The organism is Bacillus sonorensis NBRC 101234 = KCTC 13918 (assembly GCF_001592005.1).
GTDB lineage: Bacteria > Bacillota > Bacilli > Bacillales > Bacillaceae > Bacillus > Bacillus sonorensis.
Genome location: NZ_BCVZ01000007.1, coordinates 83288 through 107454, shown reverse-complemented (window position 1 = coordinate 107454; position 24167 = coordinate 83288). Strand labels below are relative to the sequence as shown.

At 48.6% G+C, this 24167-nt stretch carries 22 protein-coding genes and 2 riboswitches; of the genes, 21 read left to right on the top strand and 1 reads right to left on the bottom strand.

Annotated features, from left to right (window positions below; translation table 11 throughout):
• Positions 1-111 precede the first annotated feature (111 nt).
• The 21 genes from BTR1S_RS10750 (at position 112) to purD (ending at position 23458) form a co-directional block, all read left to right on the top strand.
• Complete coding sequence (locus BTR1S_RS10750) at positions 112-1074, top strand: AAA family ATPase (protein WP_006637317.1); 963 nt, start codon at positions 112-114, stop codon at positions 1072-1074.
• Positions 1074-2285 carry a DUF58 domain-containing protein gene (locus BTR1S_RS10745; protein ID WP_029419907.1) on the top strand — a complete coding sequence of 404 codons (1212 nt, stop codon included), beginning with the start codon at positions 1074-1076 and terminating at the stop codon, positions 2283-2285. The genes BTR1S_RS10750 and BTR1S_RS10745 overlap by 1 nt, the downstream gene beginning before the upstream one ends.
• 6 nt (positions 2286-2291) lie before the next feature.
• Positions 2292-4514: a DUF4129 domain-containing transglutaminase family protein gene (locus BTR1S_RS10740; protein WP_029419906.1), complete on the top strand. Its 2223-nt coding sequence runs from the start codon at positions 2292-2294 to the stop codon at positions 4512-4514.
• Between the two features lie 184 nt (positions 4515-4698).
• Complete coding sequence (gene guaA / locus BTR1S_RS10735; RefSeq protein ID WP_006637320.1) at positions 4699-6240, top strand: glutamine-hydrolyzing GMP synthase; 1542 nt, start codon at positions 4699-4701, stop codon at positions 6238-6240.
• A 238-nt stretch (positions 6241-6478) separates the two neighbouring features.
• Positions 6479-6580: riboswitch (purine riboswitch) on the top strand.
• 133 nt (positions 6581-6713) lie between these two features.
• Positions 6714-8039, top strand: a complete 1326-nt coding sequence (locus tag BTR1S_RS10730; protein ID WP_006637321.1) for an NCS2 family permease — start codon at positions 6714-6716, stop codon at positions 8037-8039.
• Positions 8040-8257: 218 nt separating this feature from the next.
• On the top strand, positions 8258-9034 hold the full coding sequence (locus tag BTR1S_RS10725) for a DUF6574 domain-containing protein (RefSeq protein WP_006637322.1): 777 nt from the start codon (positions 8258-8260) through the stop codon (positions 9032-9034).
• A gap of 118 nt (positions 9035-9152) precedes the next feature.
• Positions 9153-9326 (top strand): hypothetical protein, encoded by a 174-nt coding sequence (locus BTR1S_RS22800; protein WP_006637323.1) that lies wholly within the window; start codon positions 9153-9155, stop codon positions 9324-9326.
• Between the two features lie 277 nt (positions 9327-9603).
• On the top strand, positions 9604-10125 hold the full coding sequence (locus BTR1S_RS10720) for a DUF2179 domain-containing protein (RefSeq protein WP_411802872.1): 522 nt from the start codon (positions 9604-9606) through the stop codon (positions 10123-10125).
• Positions 10125-10322, top strand: a complete 198-nt coding sequence (locus BTR1S_RS10715; protein ID WP_006637325.1) for an NETI motif-containing protein — start codon at positions 10125-10127, stop codon at positions 10320-10322. Before BTR1S_RS10720 ends, BTR1S_RS10715 begins: the two co-directional genes overlap by 1 nt.
• Positions 10323-10401: 79 nt before the next feature.
• A riboswitch (purine riboswitch) is annotated at positions 10402-10503 on the top strand.
• A 131-nt stretch (positions 10504-10634) separates the two neighbouring features.
• Positions 10635-11123, top strand: a complete 489-nt coding sequence (gene purE, locus BTR1S_RS10710) for a 5-(carboxyamino)imidazole ribonucleotide mutase (RefSeq protein ID WP_006637326.1) — start codon at positions 10635-10637, stop codon at positions 11121-11123.
• A complete protein-coding gene (purK, locus tag BTR1S_RS10705; RefSeq protein ID WP_029419904.1) occupies positions 11116-12258 on the top strand; it encodes a 5-(carboxyamino)imidazole ribonucleotide synthase in 1143 nt (380 codons plus the stop codon). Before purE ends, purK begins: the two co-directional genes overlap by 8 nt.
• A complete protein-coding gene (purB, locus tag BTR1S_RS10700; RefSeq protein ID WP_006637328.1) occupies positions 12255-13550 on the top strand; it encodes an adenylosuccinate lyase in 1296 nt (431 codons plus the stop codon). Before purK ends, purB begins: the two co-directional genes overlap by 4 nt.
• 75 nt (positions 13551-13625) lie before the next feature.
• Positions 13626-14342, top strand: coding sequence for a phosphoribosylaminoimidazolesuccinocarboxamide synthase (gene purC / locus BTR1S_RS10695; protein ID WP_029419903.1), 717 nt, complete (start codon positions 13626-13628; stop codon positions 14340-14342).
• Position 14343: 1 nt separating this feature from the next.
• Positions 14344-14598, top strand: a complete 255-nt coding sequence (gene purS / locus BTR1S_RS10690) for a phosphoribosylformylglycinamidine synthase subunit PurS (protein WP_006637330.1) — start codon at positions 14344-14346, stop codon at positions 14596-14598.
• Positions 14595-15278, top strand: a complete 684-nt coding sequence (gene purQ, locus BTR1S_RS10685; protein ID WP_006637331.1) for a phosphoribosylformylglycinamidine synthase subunit PurQ — start codon at positions 14595-14597, stop codon at positions 15276-15278. The genes purS and purQ overlap by 4 nt, the downstream gene beginning before the upstream one ends.
• A complete protein-coding gene (gene purL / locus BTR1S_RS10680) occupies positions 15262-17490 on the top strand; it encodes a phosphoribosylformylglycinamidine synthase subunit PurL (protein WP_029419902.1) in 2229 nt (742 codons plus the stop codon). The genes purQ and purL overlap by 17 nt, the downstream gene beginning before the upstream one ends.
• The gene (gene purF, locus BTR1S_RS10675) at positions 17466-18896 is read left to right on the top strand and encodes an amidophosphoribosyltransferase (protein ID WP_006637333.1); all 1431 of its coding nucleotides are present in this window, start codon (positions 17466-17468) and stop codon (positions 18894-18896) included. The genes purL and purF overlap by 25 nt, the downstream gene beginning before the upstream one ends.
• Positions 18897-19015: 119 nt before the next feature.
• A complete protein-coding gene (gene purM, locus BTR1S_RS10670) occupies positions 19016-20056 on the top strand; it encodes a phosphoribosylformylglycinamidine cyclo-ligase (RefSeq protein ID WP_006637334.1) in 1041 nt (346 codons plus the stop codon).
• Positions 20053-20640: a phosphoribosylglycinamide formyltransferase gene (gene purN / locus BTR1S_RS10665; RefSeq protein ID WP_029419901.1), complete on the top strand. Its 588-nt coding sequence runs from the start codon at positions 20053-20055 to the stop codon at positions 20638-20640. Before purM ends, purN begins: the two co-directional genes overlap by 4 nt.
• The gene (gene purH / locus BTR1S_RS10660; protein ID WP_006637336.1) at positions 20637-22175 is read left to right on the top strand and encodes a bifunctional phosphoribosylaminoimidazolecarboxamide formyltransferase/IMP cyclohydrolase; all 1539 of its coding nucleotides are present in this window, start codon (positions 20637-20639) and stop codon (positions 22173-22175) included. Before purN ends, purH begins: the two co-directional genes overlap by 4 nt.
• A 14-nt stretch (positions 22176-22189) precedes the next feature.
• The gene (purD, locus tag BTR1S_RS10655) at positions 22190-23458 is read left to right on the top strand and encodes a phosphoribosylamine--glycine ligase (protein ID WP_029419900.1); all 1269 of its coding nucleotides are present in this window, start codon (positions 22190-22192) and stop codon (positions 23456-23458) included.
• 49 nt (positions 23459-23507) lie between these two features.
• Here the strand turns inward: purD and BTR1S_RS10650 are convergent, their stop codons facing one another.
• Positions 23508-24086, bottom strand: coding sequence for a TetR/AcrR family transcriptional regulator (locus tag BTR1S_RS10650; protein ID WP_006637338.1), 579 nt, complete (start codon positions 24084-24086; stop codon positions 23508-23510).
• Positions 24087-24167: the final 81 nt, after the last annotated feature.

Below are 24167 nucleotides of genomic sequence, written 5' to 3'. Positions count from 1 at the left end.
TTATTTTTAATTGTATAAAAAGAGAGTTTAACCATTTAGTTGTTTTCTTGCGGAACATCGTTTATCGTAAAGTTAAATCAATTTTGATCCGTACGCATGAGGAGGAAAAGGATGGCTTACCAAGAAACGCTGCATCCTGTTTTGGGAAAAGTAGCCGAAAATATTGATAAAGTAATGGTAGGAAAGAAAGATATTGCCGTTTTGAGCCTGACCGCCATTCTTGCAAACGGCCATGTGCTTTTGGAAGATGTGCCAGGTGTGGGGAAAACGATGATGGTCCGTACTTTGGCGAAGTCTACCGGTGCGGAATTCAAGAGAATTCAGTTTACGCCGGATTTATTGCCTTCAGACGTTACAGGCGTTTCCATATATAATCCAAAAACCCTTGAATTTGAATACCGTTCAGGCCCGATTATGGGAGATATTGTTCTTGCGGATGAAATCAACCGCACATCGCCCAAAACCCAATCGGCCCTCTTAGAAGCGATGGAAGAAGGGAGCGTGACTGTGGACGGTGTGACGATGCCGCTTTCCCAGCCTTTTTTTGTCATGGCCACACAGAACCCGGTGGAATATGAAGGGACTTATCCGCTCCCTGAAGCCCAGCTTGACCGCTTCCTATTCAAGCTTCGAATGGGCTATCCAACGGTCCGCGAAGAGCTTCAGGTGCTCGACCTTCAGGAGAGAAGCCGTCCGATTGAACAAATTGAGCCGGTTATTACAAAGGAGGAGCTGGCCTCGTTCCAAAAAGAGGCTGAAACGGTATATGTGGATCGTTCCATTAAGGAATATATTGTTGACATCACCCAGCAAACAAGACATCATTCAGACGTTTATTTGGGAGTCAGTCCGCGCGGCTCAATTGCCCTGATGAAGGCCGCACAGGCGTTTGCTTTTTTGTACAGCCGCGATTATGTGATTCCCGACGATATTCAGTATCTTGCGCCATTTACGCTTCCGCACAGAATGATCTTGCGGCCGGAGGCGAAATTTGAAGGCAAACGGCCGGAGACGGTTCTTCAGGATATCATGGCTAAAACGAAGGTTCCCGTAGGAAGGTCGATGAGCAGATAATGAGAGAGCGCATCGGTCGTTTCGGGTTCGGATGGAGGCTGTTTGTTCTATTTCTTCTATTGGCTTCGACGTTCAGCTATGCCATGTTTCAAGGGGGATTTGTCAGCTGGTTTTTGTTCTATGTTTTTCTTCCCTTTGGGTTGTACGCCGTTTTGTTTGCTTTCTATCCGTTGAAAACATTCGAGGCTGAACGCAAGCTCAGCCGTGGACAGTTGAAAGCCGGGGATCCATTTGAAGCCGTCATTACGCTAAAAAGAAAATTTCCGTTTCCGCTGATGTTTTTGATAGTGGAAGACTGCCTTCCGGCTTCGCTTTTGAAAAACGGTCATCTATCTGAGGCGAAAACGTTTCTTTTTCCCTGGTTTCAGAAGGAAATCAAGATGGTTTATACGATACCGTCCGTCCCGAGGGGCGATCACCGTCTGACTGCGGTCAGAATCCGCACCGGTGATCCGCTTGGGCTGCTGGAAAAGGAAGTGTATCTGCAAATTGAAACCTCCTTTCTAGTGCTGCCTTCATATCAAGAAATTACATATCGCGAAAACGCGGGCAGTTTTGACGATAAGGGCGGACATGCGGTTGATTTTCAGAGGCAAAACAGCAACCTGGCTTCAGGCGTGAGGGAATATCAGCCCGGCGACCGTGTTTCATGGGTGGACTGGAAGACATCGGCAAGGCGGAACAGCCTGATGACAAAGGAATTTGAACAGGTGAAAGGCCGGAATTTGTACATTTTTATGGACAGATCACCTTCTCCGGTTTTTGAAGATATCGTTGTTTTTACGGCATCGGTTGTCCGTGCGGCTCTTCAAAACGGGACTTATACCGGACTTGTTTCCATTGGAAAAGAGCGAACCGTCTTTCCGGTCCGCTCCGGGGAGGATCATTTGAGGAAGCTCTTTTACCATTTGGCATTGGCTGATTGTGATTCTTCTTACCCGTTTCACAGTCTGCTTGAGAAAGAACTTCATCTCCCTGATATAGCCAAGACTGTAAAGTACATCATGACAAGCCGCATGACACCGGAGTTGTCGCGTGTTTTGGGGAACGCGGCGAGAGACAAGGCGCCCGCCGTTTTCGTCATCAAAGAAAAGGGAGACGCTCTCTCGCCTGAAGAAAGCGCGGCCATCGAGTATGTAACAGCGCGGGGAATTGAAGTCAGCGTGATTGCCGGAGACCGTTTTTCCCATGTTTTTGCGAAAGCGAGGTGAGGCATGATGTCGAGAGAAAGAAACAGCCGGGTCAGTTTGCTGATTTTTTATGTATTAACTTTTTTGCTCCTTTGGGAGTGGCTCCGTCCTTTGCAGTATTTTACGGATACGGGGCATACCGTCTTTTTTATCGTTTTTATCGCGATGGTTTTTTTGTTTACATTTTTTAAGGTTCCTTGGATGATCAGGTTTCCGGTCAGCCTCGGCTTTATATTGTTTGCGCTTCATTGGATATTCTACGACGGCCCGTTGCTCTCAGCCTCCTGGGTCGGAAAGCTTTTGCAAGAGGTCAATCATAATGTATCGTTCATTTTCTCCGGGATGTGGCGCGATATGTCGCCTTTGTTTCGGACGCTGCTCTTTTTCGTCCTGCTCTGGCTATTAGTCTACCTTCTGCATTATTGGGTGATCTACCAGCGGAGAATCTTCTTCTTTTTCATTATGACGATCGTTTATATTACAGTGATTGACACGTTTACGCCTTTTGACGCGTCATATGCGATCGTCCGGATCGCTATATTGGGATTTCTTTTGCTGGGAATGCTGTATTTGGAGCGGATGAAGGAGAGCGAGAGGCTCAAAGCTTCCGCATCATTATTTGCCAAATGGTTTGCTCCGCTGCTGCTGCTGACTGCTGCCGCTGCTGCTGTGGGCATAGCTGCGCCGAAGACGGATCCGATTTGGCCTGATCCGGTGCCGTTTATCAAAACGGCGGCCAATGGCGATTTTACTTCAGGCGGCAAAAACAAGGTCGGCTATGGAACCAATGATACATCACTGGGCGGACCATTCACACAAGACAATACATTGGTCTTTACATGGCAGGGCAAGGAAAGAAGCTATTTCAGGGTGGAAACGAAGACCCATTATACCGGCAAAGGCTGGTCTGAAGATGAGAAGGCCGGGGCAACCATCAATCTGGATGATAATAAGCTCGATTATCAATGGTATGATAAAATTGTCAAAACAGAGACGCGCAAAGTCAAGGTCGACATCAATCCGGCTTACCGCTATGATCATGTCTTATATCCGATCGGGACGAAGGCGATTTTATTGGACGATTTCGTACCCCTTAAGATGAACGGCAATACGGAACGGATGATTCCAAGCGGCCGGATGGGGGCGGACATTCAAAATCTTGGAAGCTATTCCCTGACCTATGAATCCCCGGTTTTTGACGTGAACAAGCTGAAAAGCATCAGCATGGATTCTGAGGGGGAGTGGGGCAAAAGACACCAAAAATATCTGCAGCTTCCCGCTTCCCTTCCCGAGCGTGTCAAACAGCTCGCCCTTGATTTGACGAAAGGCCATGACAATGTTTACGACAAAGCGAAAGCGATTGAAGACTATCTCGGTTCTTCCGATTTTTCGTATCAGACAAAAGATGTCGCCGTTCCGAGTAAAAATCAGGATTATGTTGACCAATTTTTATTCGAAACCAAAATCGGGTATTGCGACAACTTTTCCACGGCGATGACGGTGTTATTGCGTTCTGCCGGGATACCAGCCCGCTGGGTGAAAGGCTATACATCGGGGCAGTTTGCCGGGACGTCGCCCGATAAAAAGCAGACCGTTTATGAAGTGACAAACAACAATGCCCATTCCTGGGTTGAAGTCTATTTTGAAGGACAGGGCTGGGTGACGTTCGAGCCGACGAAAGGCTTTATCAACCCCGAGCAGCTGATCGAGCATTCCGGCGGCGGGCGTGAGGATGCCGCTTCAGAAAAAGGCGGAAAAGAACAGGAATATGCCGATCATCAAAGAAAACAAGCCGTCAAAGAAGAACAAAAAAACAGTGGGAATCAAAGGCTTGATGCCCAACAAGACCGTCAAACAGATGCGGCTGCAAACCGCGGCGGCGCAGGCGGTGTTCTCTGGTATGGCGCGGCATTTCTGCTTCTTCTCTTGGCCGCAGGAGCGGGTCTCTATTTTACACGGACAATTTGGCTCCCTGTCATGATTGCCGCCAGATTGAAAAAGCGGCAGGATGATGCCGTATTCTTCAAGGCGTATGAGGAGCTGCTCCGCCAGTTGAAGAGAAAAGGCATGAAAAAAGAAGCGGGACAGACGCTCCGTGAATTTGCGGAAACGGTTGATAAACGATATGACAGCGATGAGATGACGCTTCTGACGCTTCGTTATGAACGGGCGCTTTACCGAAAAGAAGACGCAGGAAAGCTTTGGAATGAATCAGCCGAGTTATGGGAAAATTTAATTAAAAGGAGATAGTCTTGACCGCTTTCTTTCCTATTGTTAGAATAAGTGAATATTAAAAACCCTTATATATCTTTGCTGGCAGGCCCGGCGTCAATCATTTTGCACACCGGGCCGAACCCGCGAATGGGGGCAGGACCGCCGTATGTCTGCCGCCATTTTTTCTGTGCAAAAGACAATTTGATAAAGAGGTGACACCATGACGAAGTTAGTAAATGAAATGATTCTTGTATTGGATTTTGGAAGTCAGTACAACCAGCTGATCACCCGGCGCATCCGCGAGTTTGGTGTGTACAGCGAATTGCATCCGCATACGTTGACAGCGGAAGAAATCAAAGAAATGAATCCGAAGGGAATTATTTTGTCCGGAGGACCGAACAGCGTGTATGATGAAGGATCTTTCCGCTGTGACGAAAAGATTTTTGAACTGGACATCCCTGTTCTCGGAATCTGCTACGGCATGCAGCTGATGACCCATTACCTCGGCGGCAAAGTGGAAGCGGCTAGCCAGCGTGAGTACGGAAAAGCAAACATTCATATCGAAGGCGAGCCGGATCTGTTTAAAGACCTTCCGAAAGAACAAGTCGTTTGGATGAGTCATGGTGATTTAGTCGTTGAAGTTCCGGAAGGTTTCACTGTTGATGCGACAAGCCATCACTGCCCGAATTCAGCGATGAGCAAGAAAGATAAAAAGTGGTACGGCGTTCAGTTCCACCCGGAAGTTCGCCACTCTGAGTACGGAAACGATCTGCTGAAAAACTTTGTGTTCCATGTTTGCGAATGCGCCGGCGAATGGTCAATGGAGAACTTCATTGAAATTGAAATGCAAAAGATCCGTGAAACAGTCGGCGACAAGCAAGTGCTATGCGCGCTCAGCGGCGGAGTTGATTCTTCTGTTGTCGCAGTCTTGATCCACAAAGCGATCGGCGATCAGCTGACATGTATTTTCGTCGACCACGGTCTTCTTCGCAAAGGTGAAGCCGAAGGCGTCATGAAGACGTTCAGCGAAGGCTTTAATATGAACGTCATCAAAGTCGATGCAAAAGACCGCTTCCTCAACAAGCTGAAAGGTGTTTCAGACCCTGAGCAAAAACGGAAAATCATCGGCAACGAGTTCATCTACGTGTTTGACGATGAGGCGGACAAGCTGAAAGGAATCGATTTCCTTGCACAAGGCACGCTTTACACCGACATTATTGAAAGCGGCACGGCGACTGCGCAGACGATCAAATCGCACCACAATGTCGGCGGACTGCCTGAAGATATGCAGTTTAAGCTGATTGAACCGCTGAATACTTTATTTAAAGATGAAGTCCGCGCGCTTGGTACAGAGCTTGGCATCCCTGATGAGATTGTTTGGAGACAGCCGTTCCCTGGACCGGGTCTTGGAATTCGCGTTTTGGGAGAAGTGACAGAAGAAAAACTGGAAATCGTCCGTGAGTCAGACGCGATTCTCCGCGAAGAAATCGCCAAAGCCGGGCTTGACCGCGATATTTGGCAGTACTTCACCGTTCTTCCTGACATCCGCAGTGTCGGCGTCATGGGAGACGCGAGGACATATGACTATACAATCGGAATTCGCGCCGTCACGTCAATCGACGGCATGACATCTGACTGGGCAAGAATCCCGTGGGATGTCCTTGAGAAGATCTCAACGCGGATTGTCAATGAAGTGAAGCACATTAACCGTGTGGTGTACGATATTACGAGCAAGCCGCCTGCAACAATTGAGTGGGAATAATAGCAATGCCTCAAATCCTTGCCTCTTTAGGATTTGGGGCATTTTTTTCTGGAACGGAAAAAGCGCGGAGAACACGCTTATCAAAAGGAACGTTTTATTTGTATAACTTTCTAAAGGGCGAAAAAACTAGCGGGGTTGCTTGATTGGAATATACAGTAAACGAACATAGCGGACATTGTTTTGAATAATGTTCGCTTTTTTGTATTGTGTTTAAGGAGAGATATTGCTACAATAGCATAGTAATTGAAAAAGAACTTGTCGTATAATCATGGGAATATGGCCCATAAGTTTCTACCAAGCTACCGTAAATAGCTTGACTACGCTGGTATATATTGATTTCATGCCGAGAAACATTTTTTCAGTATGACATCTGCCGTAGTCAAGCGTCCCGTTTATTTGGGGCGTTTTTTGTTTTAAAAGCAACGGTTTATGAAACAATAAAAACGACAGAAAATCGAGAGGAGTATACCATTTTGAAGCGTTTCTTTCAGTTTGATGAATTGGGTACAAATTACCGGAGAGAAATCATTGGCGGTCTGACCACCTTTTTATCAATGGCGTACATTTTATTCGTCAATCCGCTTACTTTGTCTCTCGCTTCCGTTCATGATTTTCCTAATCAATTAAGAATAGATCAGGGTTCAGTCTTTACAGCGACAGCGATTGCTTCTGCCGTCGGCTGTATTTTAATGGGCATCATCGCGAAATATCCGATAGCCATCGCGCCCGGAATGGGACTGAATGCGTTTTTTGCTTTTACTGTTGTCCTGAGCATGGGCATTTCCTGGCAGGTGGCCTTATCAGGCGTGTTTATTTCAGGTCTTATCTTTGTCGGTCTTTCTTTAACGGGATTGCGGGAAAAAATCATCAACGCCATTCCTCCGGAGCTCAAACTGGCGGTTGGAGCCGGTATCGGCCTTTTCATTACATTTGTCGGTTTGCAAGGTTCAAAAATTATCGTGGCCAACCCGAGCACGCTCGTTTCGCTTGGAAACATTCACAGCGGGCCTGTGCTGCTGACGATATTCGGAATTATCGTCACCGTCATTTTGATGGTGCTTCGGGTGAATGGGGGCGTCTTCTTCGGAATGCTGATCACGGCTGTGGCCGGTGTGATCTTTGGCTTGATTGATGCGCCGACAAAGATTGTCGACAAAATTCCAAGCCTTGAACCGACGTTTGGACAAGCCATTATTCATTTGCAGGATATTTTCTCTTTGGATATGCTGATCGTCATTTTAACGTTCCTGTTTGTCGGATTTTTTGACACTGCCGGTACGCTGGTAGCGGTCGCCACACAAGCGGGATTAATGAAAGAAAACAAACTGCCGAGGGCTGGAAGGGCTTTGTTTGCCGATTCATCTTCGATCGTTGTCGGCGCGGTTCTTGGAACATCGACGACGACTTCTTATGTTGAATCAAGCGCAGGGGTTGCAGCAGGAGCAAGATCAGGCTTTGCGGCTGTTGTAACAGGAATACTCTTTTTATTTTCGATGTTTTTCTCTCCTTTGCTGACCGTTGTAACGTCAAATGTCACAGCTCCCGCATTAATCGTCGTGGGAGTGCTGATGGTGGCGCCGCTCGGCAAAATTGACTGGACAAAATTCGAAATCGCCGTTCCCGCGTTTTTAACGATGATCTGCATGCCGCTGACATACAGTATTGCGACGGGGATTGCGATCGGCTTCATCTTTTATCCAATCACAATGATCTTTAAAGGCAAAGCGAAAGATGTTCATCCGATTATGTATGCTTTGTTTGTCATCTTTATTCTTTACTTTATTTTCTTAAATCACTAAGCTTTGTATGGCCGATAACTCTTACGGGTTATCGGTTTTTTAATGCGGGCGAAATTAGGCGAAAGAAAACAAAACTTTTCGGTGGTGATCAGCGTTATATATAATGACCGCCAAATCTGTTTGAAAATAGGGTTTTGCTTGACTGTTTGTCAAGGCTTCGGTAATTTAGAAAAGAAATCAGTAGCTTTCGCTTTGGGCAAAGAATAGGAGTTGCTTATATGATTGATGAACAATATAAAGACAAAAAAAGTCATGATGAAGATCATGAACATGAAATAGATCAGGAACCTGCATCGAGGATGTCGAGAAGCTCGCGCAATGCGCGGAAAAGCAAGGAGCCAAGCACATCCTCATCGAAAGCCAAAACGGCATTGCAAAGCGTAAACGCCGCTCTTGTCCGTTATTTCAGCTTTATGCTTGAGGTGTTAAAATCTCCTGTCCGTGCGGCGGAACAGTATGACCGGTCTTATTTTAAGTATTCCGTTATATCCATGACGCTGTTAGCCGTTTTCTTTTCGCTCGGGAATTTTTATCAGCTTTTGTCCGGCCGCGGCAGGGTTCTTGGATTTGGCGTGTCCGTTCCATTCATGGAAGTGTTTCTCGTTGTTTTCCTTTACTGCATGGTGTTCATGTTTTGGATGGCCGGGTCCATTTGGGTCGTGTCAAGGTTTTTGCTGAAGCATAACATGTCTTTTGTTGAGACTGCGGCAAAATACGGCTTGCTGTTGGTTCCGTTTATCATCCCGGCCGCCCTGTGGATGATTTGTGCGATTTTAAATATCACGACGATGACGGTAATCCTATCTATTTTCATCTTCCTTGGACTGACATTCGGAATGTTTTTCATGATTCAGTCCGTTTATGAAAAAAGCGGAAGGATGCGGACTGATTTGATGTATTGCGTCTTTGGCGTCCTTTTGCTTGAATTGGTGTATGTCGGATTGACATGGAAGTTCATGGTCGGTTATTTGCTGTCTTCACTCGTTCCGGTGTAAGACGGGCCGCTGGTTCACATGATGAACCAGCTTTTTTTATCATTAATTCCAAGTTGACTCATAAGATTAATGAGTATAATATAAAAACACATGTCATATTGATCGGGGGAGTGATCGAATGGCCAAGTTTCTCCGCAAAGCGATTCATCAAAAAAAGAAATGGCTCATCAGGCAGATCATGAAGTCCGGCCTGATCGAGAATCCAAACGATTTAGCGGCGTATACGCTGAGTGACCTTGAAAAGGAGCATCGTTCAATCAAAAAGCTAAAGACAGGCAAAAAGCAGCCGTAGCTGATAGGATCGGAAACAATCGGAGCCGGCTGTGCTGCTGTGGTGAGGGGGGCGTTCATATGAACGTCTTTTTTGACGGTATAAAGGCTTTGAAACTACTGCAAAAAGGGTAAACTGATCATAATTGGAACCTGGTGTCGGTTTGTCGAAAAATTTTGTAGTGAAGCATGGTCATTACAGGATTGTATATGCGGAATTTCTCTAGTAGAATATGATTGCTTTGGATCTAAAGGAGGGATTGCAATTGCTTCACACGGCATTAGTACACGCTGTGAGTATGGTTGGCATTATTTTGGTTATCAATATTATATATGTAACATTTTTAACCCTTCGAATGATACTGACACTGAAAGGCCAGCGGTATCTGGCCGCCTTTATCGGTACAATCGAAATGGTGGTCTACGTTGTCGGACTCGGACTGGTTTTAGATAATTTAAATCAAATTCAAAATGTCATTGCCTATGCGGTAGGGTTTGGAATCGGAATTATCGTCGGCACGAAAATAGAAGAAAAGCTTGCGCTCGGATATATTATGGTAAATGCAATCACGAAGGAGCTTGATCTCGATCTTCCGAAACAGCTCCGCGAAAAAGGATATGGCGTCACCCATTGGGTCGTCGGCGGACTTGAAGGAGACAGGACGGCGATGCAGATTTTGACGCCAAGAAGGTATGAACTGCAATTGTATGAGACGATCAAATCAATCGACTCAAAAGCGTTTATCGTTTCCTATGAACCGAAAACGATCCACGGCGGCTTTTGGGTGAAAGCCGTTAAGAAAAGGAGAATTAAAGAATAATGACAAAGCCGAAGAAGAAGCGCTTTGAAGTGACTGAGGGCGAAACGATTGAATCTGTTTTGAATCAAATGCAAAAAGAAGGGTATGCTCCTGTGCGCCGGATGGAAGAGCCAGTCTTTAAAGAGATGAAGGAAAATGGAACGATTCAGGTCGTCCCATGCGGAAGGAAAATTATATTTGAAGGGAAATTAATCTAAAACCCGAACATTAAAACTACAAAAAATAATATCGTTCGATAATATCGTTGACATAATTGAAGTCCGTTGTTAAGATAAACATGACATAAAAACACGACCTCATATAATCTTGGGAATATGGCCCATAAGTCTCTACCCGATGACCGTAAATCATCGGACTATGCAGGAAAGTGGACAATAAACTGACATGGAAATCGCGAGAAGCGGACGACTGACGATAAGCGCGCCATGCCCGGTTTGTGTTGCTTCCTACATGCAATACAGCCGGGTTTTTTGTTTGCGAAGAATTACAGCTAAAGGTGGGACAATAATATGCAGCCTCTTGCAGGTGTTATTATGGGAAGCACATCCGACTGGGAAACGATGAAACACGCTTGCGACATACTTGAAGAATTGGAGATTCCATTTGAGAAAAAGGTTGTTTCCGCTCATCGGACGCCTGATCTCATGTTTGAATATGCCGAGACAGCGCGGGAGAGAGGCTTGAAGGTCATTATTGCCGGAGCGGGGGGCGCTGCCCACCTGCCGGGAATGGTTGCGGCCAAAACGACGCTGCCTGTTATCGGGGTGCCGGTACAGTCAAAAGCGCTGAACGGACTTGACTCGCTATTATCAATCGTTCAAATGCCGGGCGGTGTTCCGGTGGCGACTGTTGCGATCGGAAAAGCCGGCGCCGTCAATGCAGGCCTGCTTGCAGCCCAGATTCTTTCGGCTTTTGATGAAAGAATAGCCCGCGCTTTGAGCGAACGAAGAGATCAAATGAAACAAACGGTTTTAGAAAGCAGTGATCAGCTTGTATAAACAAACGGTTTTTCCAGGAGCGACAATCGGCATCATCGGAGGCGGCCAGCTCGGCAAAATGATGGCAGTCGCCGCAAAGCAGATGGGTTACCGCGTGGCGGTGGTTGATCCTGTTCCTGCCTCACCGTGCGGACAGGTGGCAGACCTTGAAATCACGGCGGCCTATAATGATAATGAAGCAATACAGAAGCTTGCCGAGGCGAGCGATGTCATCACCTATGAATTCGAAAATATCGACTATGACGCACTAAACTGGCTGAAGGACAACGCGTATCTCCCGCAGGGAAGCGAGCTTCTGCTTCTGACGCAAAACAGGGAGACGGAGAAAAAAGCGATTGAATCAGCAGGCTGCAAAGTGGCGCCCTACAGAATCATTCATGACCGCAATGAGCTGGAAGCGGCCGTATCAGAACTCGGGCTTCCGGCGGTGCTGAAGACATGCCGCGGCGGGTACGATGGAAAAGGCCAGTATGTAATTAAGGAAAAAGAGCAATTCGAAGAAGCAGCGGCCCTTCTAGAGCATGGAACCTGCATTCTGGAAAGCTGGGTTCATTTCAAAATGGAACTGTCCGTCATTGTGACAAGGTCAGTGTACGGGGAAACCGCCGTTTTTCCAGTTGCTGAAAACATTCATAAAGATAACATTCTATTTCAAAGCATCGTCCCGGCGAGAGTCGAATCCGCGGTACAGGAAAAAGCGGCTGATCTTGCCGTCCGGCTCGCCGAAAAGCTTCAGCTCGTCGGAACGCTGGCGGTTGAACTTTTCCTGAAGGAAGACGGCGGACTGCTCGTCAATGAACTTGCGCCGCGCCCCCATAATTCGGGGCATTATACGCTCGATCTGTGCGAAACAAGCCAGTTTGAACAGCATATCAGGGCCGTCTGCGGATTGCCGCTCGGCAAAACGGAGCTTCTGAAAGAAGGAATGATGGTCAATCTCTTAGGCGATGAAGTGCACATGGCTGAAGAAGAGCCTGAGCTGTTAAAAGAGGCGAAACTTTATATTTATGGAAAGCATGAAGTTAAACCGGGCCGCAAAATGGGGCATATTACATTTATAAGAAAACCTGATCAACAATGGATTCAGCAGATCACAGAAAAGTGGATCGAAAGAGATGGAGGACGAAAATCATGATTGAACGTTATTCAAGACCGGAAATGGCTGCGATTTGGACGGATGAAAACAGGTTTCAGGCATGGCTTGAAGTCGAAATTTTAGCGTGTGAAGCATGGGCGGAGCTTGGCGTCATCCCTAAAGAAGACGTAAAGGCCATGCGCAAGAACGCATCATTTGATATGAACCGGATTTTAGAAATCGAACAAGATACACGCCATGACGTCGTCGCTTTTACCCGCGCCGTATCTGAAACGCTCGGCGAAGAAAGAAAATGGGTTCACTACGGCCTGACATCAACGGATGTTGTCGATACCGCTCTTTCCTATCTATTAAAACAGGCCAACGAGATTTTGCTCAAGGACATTGAGAGATTTGTTGACATTTTAAAAGAAAAAGCGAAAGAGCATAAATATACGGTCATGATGGGACGCACACACGGCGTACATGCGGAGCCGACGACATTCGGTTTGAAGCTTGCGCTGTGGTACGAGGAAATGAAGCGCAATCTGGAGCGCTTTAAACAGGCGAAGGAAGGTATCGAAGTCGGCAAAATCTCCGGTGCTGTCGGAACATACGCGAACATCGATCCGTTCGTTGAACAATACGTATGTGAGAAGCTGGGCTTGAAACCGGCGCCGATTTCCACGCAAACGCTGCAGCGTGACCGGCATGCCGATTATATGGCAGCACTTGCGCTGATTGCGACAAGCATTGAGAAATTCGCCGTTGAAATCCGCGGGCTGCAAAAAAGCGAAACGCGCGAGGTTGAAGAATTTTTCGCCAAAGGCCAAAAAGGTTCATCAGCCATGCCGCACAAGCGGAACCCGATCGGCTCTGAAAACATGACGGGAATGGCCCGCGTCATCCGCGGCTACATGCTGACCGCTTATGAAAATGTGCCGCTTTGGCATGAACGAGATATTTCCCATTCATCCGCGGAACGGATCATTTTGCCTGATGCGACGATTGCGCTGAACTACATGCTGAACCGTTTCGGCAATATTGTGAAAAACCTGACCGTGTTCCCGGAAAACATGAAGCGCAATATGGACCGCACACTCGGACTGATCTACTCGCAGCGCGTTCTTCTGGCGCTGATCGATACGGGAATGGCGCGCGAGGAAGCATATGACACGGTTCAGCCGAAAGCGATGGAAGCATGGGAGAAGCAAGTGCCGTTCCGCCAGCTTGTCGAAGCTGAGGAGAACATTACATCCCGCCTTTCTCCTGAACAAATCGCCGACTGCTTTGACTACAATTATCATTTGAAAAACGTCGACTTTATCTTTGAACGTTTAGGCTTGGCATAAAAAGCGGCGCCCGCCTTTTTCAGGCGGGGGTCTAAGTGCCGAAATATTTCCAACATTCGGGTTAGGAGGCCTTCTGTGAATATTGTGAAAAATGAACTTTTATACGAGGGAAAAGCAAAAAAGATTTTTCGGACGGATGATGACGATATTCTGTTTGTCGAATACAAAGATTCTGCAACAGCCTTTAACGGAGAAAAAAAGGCCGAAATTGACGGGAAAGGCCGTTTAAATAATGAAATTTCCAGCCTGATTTTCACAAGGCTGCATGAGAAAGGAATCGCAAACCACTTTGTGAAACGGATTTCCGAAACCGAGCAGCTCATCAAAAAAGTGACGATTATCCCGCTAGAAGTCGTCGTCCGCAATGTCGTTGCGGGGAGCATGTCCAAACGTCTCGGCATTCCGGAGGGCACAGCGCTCAAAGAGCCGATTATCGAATTCTATTATAAAGACGATTCTCTCGGCGACCCGCTGATCACAGAAGACCACATTTGGATTTTACAGGCGGCTGAACCTGACCAGGTGGAAACAATCAAGTCGATTACAAGGCAGGTAAACGAAGAGCTGCAGCATATTTTCGCAGCCTGTGATGTCAGATTGATAGATTTCAAGCTTGAGTTCGGGCTTGACGCAAATGGACAGGTCCTGCTTGCCGATGAAATTTCACCTGATACGTGCCGGCTTTGGGATAAAGAAACGAATGAAAAGCTTGATAAAGACGTATTCAGACGGAATTTAGGCGGATTGACTGATGCGTACTCAGAAATTTTTAAAAGACTTGGAGGCATGTGAGATGTATAAAGTGAAAGTTTATGTGAGCTTAAAAGAAAGTGTTCTAGATCCGCAAGGGAGTGCCGTCCAGCATGCATTGCACAGCATGTCTTACAAAGAAGTTCAGGAAGTCCGCATCGGCAAATACATGGAGCTTACAATCGAAAAATCAGACCGCGATCTTGACATTTTAGTCAAAGAAATGTGCGAAAAACTGTTGGCAAACACGGTGATTGAAGATTACAGATATGAAGTTGAGGAGGTTGTCGCACAGTGAAATTCGCGGTGATTGTTCTACCAGGCTCAAACTGTGATATCGACATGTTCCACGCCATCAAGGATGAGCTCGGCGAAGAAGCGGAATACGTCTGGCACACGGAAACAAGCCTTGACGGGTATGACGGGGTGTTGATCCCGGGAGGCTTTTCCTACGGTGATTACTTGAGATGCGGTGCGATCGCCCGCTTTGCAAACATTATGCCCGCCGTCAAAAAAGCGGCTGAAGAAGGGAAGCCTGTACTCGGCGTCTGCAACGGATTTCAAATTTTGCAGGAGCTCGGATTATTGCCGGGCGCGATGAGGCGGAATAAAGATTTGAAGTTTATTTGCCGCCCTGTTGAACTGATCGTGCAAAACGATGACACACTGTTTACATCTTCATATGCCAAAGGAGAAGCGATTACGATCCCGATCGCACACGGCGAAGGAAACTTTTATTGTGATGAAGAAACGCTTGCCGCATTAAAAGCCAACAACCAGATTGCGTTCACGTATGGAACAAATATCAATGGCAGCGTCGATGATATCGCGGGCGTCGTCAATGAAAAAGGTAATGTACTTGGCATGATGCCTCACCCTGAGCGCGCAGTCGACTCTCTGCTCGGAAGCGCCGACGGTCTCAAACTCTTTCAGTCTATCGTGAAAAATTGGAGGGAAACTCATGTCGCTACTGCTTGAACCAAGTAAAGAACAGATTAAGGAAGAGAAACTCTATCAGCAAATGGGCGTCAGCGATGACGAGTTCGCCATGATCGAATCGATTCTCGGAAGACTTCCCAACTATACGGAAATCGGGATTTTTTCGGTTATGTGGTCAGAGCATTGCAGCTACAAAAATTCGAAGCCGATCTTGAAAAAGTTCCCGACTAAGGGCGAGCGCGTTCTGCAAGGCCCTGGGGAAGGCGCGGGAATCGTCGACATCGGCGACAACCAGGCGGTCGTGTTCAAAATCGAATCGCACAACCACCCATCGGCGATCGAACCTTATCAGGGAGCTGCAACAGGTGTGGGCGGCATCATCCGCGACGTCTTCTCAATGGGGGCGCGGCCGATCGCTGTCTTGAACTCTCTTCGCTTTGGTGAACTCACTTCACCGCGTGTGAAGTACTTGTTTGAAGAAGTAGTCGCAGGCATTGCCGGTTACGGAAACTGCATCGGCATCCCGACCGTCGGCGGTGAGGTGCAGTTTGACAGCTGCTATGAAGGAAACCCTCTCGTCAATGCGATGTGCGTCGGGTTGATCAACCATGAAGATATTAAAAAAGGCCAGGCGAAAGGCGTCGGAAACACTGTCATGTATGTCGGCGCGAAAACAGGGCGCGACGGCATCCATGGCGCAACCTTCGCGTCTGAGGAAATGTCTGATGCTTCAGAAGAAAAACGTTCCGCGGTTCAAGTCGGCGATCCTTTCATGGAGAAGCTTTTGCTTGAAGCGTGCCTGGAAGTCATCAAATCCGATGCTCTTGTCGGCATTCAGGATATGGGAGCGGCAGGGCTGACAAGTTCGAGTGCGGAAATGGCCAGTAAAGCCGGCTCAGGCATCGAAATGAACCTGGATTTGATCCCGCAGCGGGAAACGGGCATGACGCCGTACGAAATGATGCTGTCAGAATCTCAGGAGCGCATGCTGCTCGTCATTAAGCGCGGCCGTGAACAAGAAATCATCGATATTTTTGACAAATATGATCTTGAAGCGGTTGCCGTCGGGCATGTGACAGATGATAAAATGCTGCGCCTGCTCCACAAAGGGGAAATCGTCGCCGAGCTTCCGGTAGATGCGCTCGCAGAGGACGCGCCTGTTTACCACAAGCCTTCAAAGGTTCCGGCGTACTACAAAGAATTCCTTGAAACAGACGTCCCTGTACCAAAGGTGGATGATGCCAAAGAGACGCTTCTTGCCCTTTTGCAGCAGCCGACGATCGCCAGCAAGGAATGGGTCTATGACCAATACGACTACATGGTGCGGACGAATACGGTAGTCGCTCCCGGCTCTGATGCGGGGGTTCTCAGAATCCGCGGAACGAAAAAAGCGCTCGCCATGACGACGGACTGCAACGCCCGCTATTTATATCTCGACCCGGAAATCGGCGGAAAAATCGCAGTTGCCGAGGCTGCGCGCAACATTGTCTGCTCTGGAGCGGAGCCGCTTGCGGTCACGGATAACCTCAATTTCGGCAACCCGGAAAAGCCGGAGATTTTCTGGCAGATTGAAAAAGCGGCCGACGGTATCAGCGAGGCTTGCAACGTACTGAACACTCCGGTTATCGGCGGAAACGTTTCTCTGTACAATGAATCGAACGGAAGCGCCATCTATCCGACGCCTGTCATCGGCATGGTCGGACTGATCGAAGATACGGCTCATATCACGACACAGCAGTTCAAAGCTGCGGGAGATTTGATTTATGTCATCGGCGACACGCTTCCTGAATTTGCCGGAAGCGAGCTGCAAAAGCTGACAGAAGGAAAAATCTATGGAAAAGCGCCGGCGATCGACCTTGAAGTGGAAGAGTCAAGGCAAAAATCTCTTCTGCAAGCAATCCGCTCGGGACTGGTCCAATCGGCGCACGATGTCTCAGAGGGCGGACTCGGCGTCGCGCTGGCAGAAAGCGTCATGGGGGCGAAAGGCCTTGGCGCCAAAGCCGCGCTTAGCGGAGACCCTGCACTGCTGTTCAGCGAATCACAGTCACGATTCATCGTATCCGTGAAAAAAGAACACCAGGAATCGTTCGAAGCGCTCGTAAAAGACGCCATCCATATCGGTGAGGTAACATCAGACGGGATTTTTGCCATTCAAAGCCAGGAAGGAAAACAATGGATTCATGCGCGGACAGAAGAGCTTGAAAGCGCATGGAAAGGAGCTATCCCATGCTTGCTGAAATCAAAGGCTTAAATGAAGAATGCGGCGTATTTGGGATTTGGGGGCATGAAGAAGCACCGCAAATTACGTATTACGGCCTCCACAGCCTCCAGCACAGGGGGCAGGAGGGCGCCGGCATCGTGGCGACGGACGGGGAAAAGATGTCCGCCCACAAAGGCCAGGGGCTGATTACCGAAGTGTTCCAAAACGGCGAGCTCAAAAAAGTGAAAGGAAAAGGGGCGATCGGCCATGTCCGCTATGCAACGGCGGGCGGCGGCGGTTTTGAAAACGTCCAGCCGTTCCTTTTCCATTCGCAAAACAACGGCAGCCTTGCGCTTGCACACAACGGAAATTTAGTCAACGCCACACAGCTGAAGCAGCAGCTTGAAAACCAGGGCAGCATTTTTCAGACGTCTTCCGATACGGAAGTGCTTGCCCATTTAATCAAGCGAAGCGGTCATTTCATGTTGAAGGACCAAATTAAAAACGCCCTTTCCATGCTGAAAGGCGCTTACGCTTTCTTAATCATGACGGAAACGGAAATGATCGTGGCGCTCGATCCGAACGGACTCAGACCGCTGTCGGTCGCCATGCTTGGCGATGCATATGTCGTGGCTTCTGAAACGTGCGCCTTTGATGTCGTGGGCGCGACGTATTTGCGCGATGTTGAACCGGGCGAGATGCTGATCATCAATGATGAAGGCATGACATCTGAGCGCTTTTCGCTGAATATCAACCGTTCGATCTGCAGCATGGAGTATATCTATTTCTCAAGACCTGACAGCAACATTAACGGGATTAACGTACACAGCGCCAGAAAGAACCTCGGCAAAAAACTCGCCGAAGAATCCGGCGTTGAAGCGGATGTTGTCACAGGAGTACCGGATTCGAGCATTTCAGCGGCGATCGGCTATGCCGAAGCGACAGGCATCCCTTATGAACTCGGACTGATCAAAAACCGCTATGTCGGCAGAACCTTTATTCAGCCGTCCCAATCGCTCAGAGAGCAGGGCGTGAGGATGAAGCTGTCCGCTGTCCGCGGAGTCGTCGAAGGCAAGCGCGTCGTCATGGTCGATGATTCGATCGTGCGCGGCACGACGAGCCGCCGGATCGTGACGATGCTCAGGGAAGCGGGAGCAACGGAAGTGCATGTGAGAATCAGTTCGCCTCCGATTGCCCATCCGTGTTTTTACGGAATCGACACGTCGACGCACGAAGAGCTGATCGCCTCCTCTCATTCAGTCGAAGAAATCCGCCAGGAAATCGGCGCCGATACCCTGTCTTTCTTGAGCATTGAAGGCCTGCTTTCCGGCATCGGCAGAACGTATGAAGGGGAAAACTGCGGCCAGTGCATGGCTTGTTTTACAGGAAAATATCCGACGGAAATCTACCAGGATACTGTACTTCCGCACGTCAAAGAAGCCGTGCTGACAAAATAAATGAGCGGCGTCCGGCTGGGCGCCGCACCTTGTGAACATGAATCAGGGGCAGCGGGAAATGTGCTGCTCTTTTGAATTGAAATCGATCAATGGACTAGCGCGGAATAGGAGTGATGATGATGTCTGAAAGCTATAAAAACGCCGGGGTTGATATTGAGGCTGGCTATGAGGCCGTCAAACGGATGAAAAAGCATGTGGAACGGACGAAGCGCATCGGCGTGATGGGCGCTCTAGGCGGTTTTGGCGGCATGTTTGACCTGTCAGAGCTTCCTTATAAAAAACCGGTTCTTATTTCCGGGACGGACGGCGTCGGGACAAAGCTGAAACTGGCTTTTGCCATGGATAAACACGACACGATCGGAGTGGACGCTGTGGCGATGTGTGTGAACGATGTATTGGCCCAAGGTGCAGAACCGCTGTTTTTTCTCGATTATCTTGCGGTCGGAAAAGCCGATCCGGCCAAAATAGAGGAGATCGTGGGAGGAGTTGCTGAAGGCTGCGTTCAGTCGGGATCTGCGCTCATCGGCGGAGAAACGGCGGAAATGCCGGGTCTGTATACTGAGGATGAATATGATATTGCCGGTTTTTCAGTAGGAGTAGCTGAAAAGGATGACATCGTAACGGGCGAAAGAATTCGCGAAGGACATCTCCTGATCGGACTTTCTTCAAGCGGCCTGCACAGCAACGGCTTTTCACTCGTGCGGAAAGTTCTTCTTGAGGATGCCGGCCTGAGCCTCCATGAAACATATACACCATTTGGACGGCCTCTTGGCGAAGAGCTTTTAGAGCCGACGAGGATTTATGTCAAACCAGTGCTTGAAGCCGTAAAAACGGGAAAAGTCGACGGCATGGCGCATGTCACGGGAGGCGGTTTTATCGAAAACCTGCCGCGGATGCTGCCTGAAGGTCTTGGTGTCGAAATCGACCATGGATCTTGGCCGATCCCCGCCATTTTCCCGTTTGTGCAGGAAAAAGGCGGCTTGAAATCAGAAGAAATGTTCAATGTCTTCAACATGGGCATCGGTTTTGTCCTCGCTGTCAAAGAAGAGCATATGACAGATATTATTCAAACGCTCGAAGGCCACGGGGAAAAAGCCTATTTGATCGGCCGGGTGAAAGCCGGAAGCGGCGTGACGTTTGGCGGTGCCGGACTTTCATGAAAAAATTTGCGATATTTGCATCAGGAAGCGGGACGAATTTTGAAGCGATTTTGAGGAAAATGAAAGAAGAAAACTGGGATGCCGACATCGTGCTTGTCGTCTGCGACAAACCGCAGGCGAAAGTGCTGGAGCGGGCCGAAAAAGCCGGAATCCCGTCATTCGCTTTTCAGCCGAAATCATTTGAAAATAAAGCGGCTTTTGAACAACTCATCGTTGAACAGCTCCGCCTCCACGGGGCGGAGTGGATCGTGCTGGCGGGCTACATGAGGCTGATCGGTGACACGCTTCTTTCGGCGTACCGGAACAAAATCATCAACATCCATCCGTCGCTCCTGCCGGCGTTCCCCGGCATCGACGCGATCGGACAAGCGTACAGAGCGGGCGTGAAAGTGGCGGGAATTACAGTTCACTATGTTGATGAAGGGATGGACACAGGACCCATCATCGCTCAGCGGGCGCTTGAACTTGATCAGCACGAAACATTGGAATCCCTTGAAGAAAAGATTCACAAATTGGAGCATGAGCTTTACCCTGAAGTGATTAAAGAGCTTCTTGAACTAAATGGCAGAGGTGAGAAGAAATGACGATCAAACGCGCATTAATCAGCGTATCTGATAAAACAAACATTGTCCCTTTTGTAAAAGAATTGACAGAGCTTGGCGTTGAAGTGATTTCAACGGGCGGCACAAAAAGGCTGCTTCAGGAAAACGGTGTTGATGTGATCGGAATTTCCGAAGTGACGGGCTTTCCGGAAATCATGGATGGCCGGCTGAAAACCCTTCATCCGAACATTCACGGCGGTCTCCTTGCCGTCCGCGATAATGAAAAGCACATGGCACAGCTGAGTGAACAAGGCATCCAGCCGATTGACCTCGTTGTTGTCAACCTTTATCCGTTTAAAGAAACGATTTCTAAGGAAGGCGTCACATACGAAGAAGCGATTGAAAATATCGACATCGGCGGACCGGGCATGCTTCGCGCCGCAGCGAAAAACCATCAGGATGTGGCCGTCATCGTCGATCCTCAAGACTACAATCCGGTGCTGACCGACATCAAAGAGGCCGGTGCGGTGTCCCTCGAGAAAAAACGCGAGCTTGCGGCGAAAGTATTCCGCCACACGGCGGCATATGACGCTTTGATCGCCGATTATTTGACAAACGTGACAGGAGAAAAAGAGCCTGAACAGTTCACCGTCACATTCGAGAAAAAACAGTCGCTCCGCTACGGGGAAAACCCGCATCAGGAAGCCGTGTTTTATCAAAGCGCCATCCCTGTGAGCGGTTCGATCGCTTCAGCGAATCAGCTTCACGGAAAAGAGCTTTCCTACAATAACATTAAAGATGCGGATGCCGCAGTCCAAATCGTCCGTGAATTCACAGAGCCGGCGGCGGTTGCGGTCAAGCATATGAACCCGTGCGGCGTCGGCACAGGCAAAACGATTGCGGAAGCGTTCAACAAAGCCTACGCGGCTGATCAAACATCGATTTTCGGCGGAATCATCGCCCTTAACCGTGAAGTGGATCAAGCAACTGCCGAAGTCCTTCATCAAATCTTTTTGGAAATCATCATCGCACCTTCATTCAGCACAGAAGCGCTTGAGATTTTAACATCCAAGAAAAATCTCCGTCTGTTGACGCTTGATGTCAATCAGCCTGTCAAAAACGAAAAGCAGCTGACATCCGTTCAAGGCGGACTCTTGATTCAGGATCTGGATATGCACGGCTTTGATGATGCCGACATCACGATCCCGACGAAAAGGGAGCCGACAGAACAGGAGTGGGCAGACCTGAAGCTTGCCTGGAAAGTCGTCAAACATGTAAAGTCAAACGCGATCGTGCTTGCCAAAGACGACATGACGATCGGTGTTGGTGCCGGGCAAATGAACCGCGTCGGCTCCGCGAAAATCGCGATTGAACAGGCCGGCGAAAAAGCGAAAGGAAGCGCCCTCGGATCAGACGCCTTCTTCCCGATGCCTGATACGGTCGAAGAAGCGGCTAAAGCCGGTGTGACGGCAATCATTCAGCCGGGCGGCTCGGTTCGTGACGAAGATTCGATTAAAAAAGCGGATGAGTACGGCATCGCGATGGTGTTCACCGGAATCCGCCACTTCAAACATTAAGGGGAGGAAACAGCGTGAACGTATTGATTATCGGTAGAGGCGGCAGAGAGCATACATTAGCCTGGAAAGCGGCGCAGAGCCCGCTTGTCGACACCGTTTATGCAGCGCCCGGCAATGACGGAATGGAGGGCACGGCCGTACTCGTTGATCTTGATGAAGGCAATCACGAGGGCCTTCTCGCTTTCGCAAAGGAAAACAATATTGGACTGACGATCGTCGGTCCTGAAGTTCCTTTGATTGAAGGCCTTGTCGATGAGTTTGAAAAAGCGGGGCTGCCGGTCTTCGGCCCTTCCCGCAAAGCTGCGGTGATCGAAGGCAGCAAACAGTTTGCGAAGGATTTGATGAAGAAATATCAGATTCCGACAGCCGAATACGAAACATTTACGTCCTTTGACAAAGCGAAAGCCTATGTTGGGCAAAAAGGAGCGCCGATCGTGATCAAAGCGGACGGGCTTGCAGCCGGCAAAGGCGTGACCGTCGCGATGACAGAGGAAGAAGCGGTACAATGCCTTCACGATTTTCTCGAGGATGAAAAATTCGGCGAAGCGAGCGCATCTGTCGTGATCGAGGAGTTTTTAAGCGGCGAAGAATTTTCGCTGATGGCATTTGTTAAAGGAGAAACAGTATATCCGATGGTGATCGCCCAGGACCACAAACGGGCATTTGACGGGGACAAGGGTCCGAATACAGGGGGAATGGGCGCCTATTCTCCTGTGCCGCAGATTTCCGATGCGGTCGTTCAAGATGCCGTCAAAACGATTTTGGAGCCCGCAGCCAAGGCCATGGTCAAAGAAGGCCGTTCATTTACCGGCGTCTTATATGCCGGCTTAATGCTGACGGAAAAGGGCACAAAAGTGATTGAATTCAATGCCAGATTCGGAGATCCGGAGACACAGGTCGTGCTCCCGCGACTTGAATCAGATCTTGTTCAGGTGATGCTTGATCTGCTGCAAGACCGCGAAGTTGAGCTGAAGTGGAAGGATACGGGGGCAGTCACCGTTGTTCTGACGTCTGAAGGCTATCCGGAAAGTTATGAAAAAGGTACGCCGATCGGCTCCTTGGCACCAGCAGAGGAAGATACGGTCGTCTTCCACGCAGGAACGAAAAAAAGCGGTGGCCAGTTTGTCACAAACGGCGGCCGCGTCGCCAATGTGACGGCCTTTGCCGATACGTTTGAAGCGGCGAGGGAAACGGCTTACAAAGCGGTAAGCGAAGTCACCAAGCCGGGGCTTTTCTACCGGACGGATATCGGCGCGCGCGCCTTAAAAGCCGCACAGAAATAAACATGAAGAGACAAAATGGGAAGTGCTCATTTTGTCTCTTTTTTTTACATCATCCTTTTTGGATCAGGCTGATCATGGCTTCAGCCATATATTCAGGCGTATAAGGCATTCCATTTTCAAGCCACCATGCCGCTGTGCCTTCATAGGCGGAAATCACAAACTGCCTTTGAATGTCCAAGGGAACCCAATGCTGCAGTTCGCCGTCCGGAGCCTTTTTGACTCCTGTTAAAAAACTGTCATTCCAAAAATCATGAAGTAAATCCTTAATATTCAGCTCATACCTTCTGTTGATAATGATCGTAAAATCACGGCAGTTATGCTTCAAATGTCGATAGAATCGCAGGACATACCAGTATGCCTCCGGCTTATCATCATCGCCGTCAGCGCCATGAGGGGAGAAAATCTCTTGCTTCATCGCTTCAAACATATCGCTCACATGCTGGTGAAGCAGATCATATTTGTCTTTATAATACTGATAGAATGTGGTTCTGTTCAGCTTTGCCCGCTTCGTAATGTCCTGAACGGATATCTTCTCCCATTCTTTTTCGGCAAGCAATTCAAAAAGAGCTTTTTTTAAGTTTTTTTTCGATTGCGTCATCCGCTTGTCCCCGCGGTAGCTGTCAGCCATGCAGTCAGCCTCCTCTGCCTTTTTCGACACATTGCTGTCATTTGTTGGTTGAATCATCCAGTGAATTTTTTTAATTTTAAA